This window comes from Vibrio sp. TH_r3, assembly GCF_033101115.1.
In the GTDB taxonomy this organism is placed as follows: domain Bacteria; phylum Pseudomonadota; class Gammaproteobacteria; order Enterobacterales; family Vibrionaceae; genus Vibrio.
Window position 1 is genome coordinate 1 of the sequence record NZ_JAWMPW010000111.1, and the last position, 251, is coordinate 251.

Consider the following 251-nt stretch of genomic DNA (forward strand, 5'->3'; position numbering starts at 1 on the left):
AGCATTATCTAATGGTTCCACTATTAACTTGGAACCAAAACTATGAGCGAAAATCACCCATTCATGCATTTCAATATCATTAAAGATTACCGACAAGAAGCCAAGGTTGCGCATAAATTAACTGATATCATTCTGTTAACAATATGTGGTGTTCTTTGCGGTCAAGATGATTGGCAAGCGATTAGTTACTTTGGCGAAAGCCGGTTGGATTTTCTGAAACGATTTGGGGATTTTTCATCGGGCGTACCTTC

Annotated in this window: 1 protein-coding gene; it reads left to right on the top strand. The window is 38.6% G+C overall.

The window, feature by feature from the left end; translation table 11 throughout:
• Nucleotides 1-42 precede the first annotated feature (42 nt).
• Nucleotides 43-251: transposase family protein (locus R3X26_RS19010; protein WP_317718871.1), on the top strand; the 209-nt coding region annotated here is incomplete at its 3' end.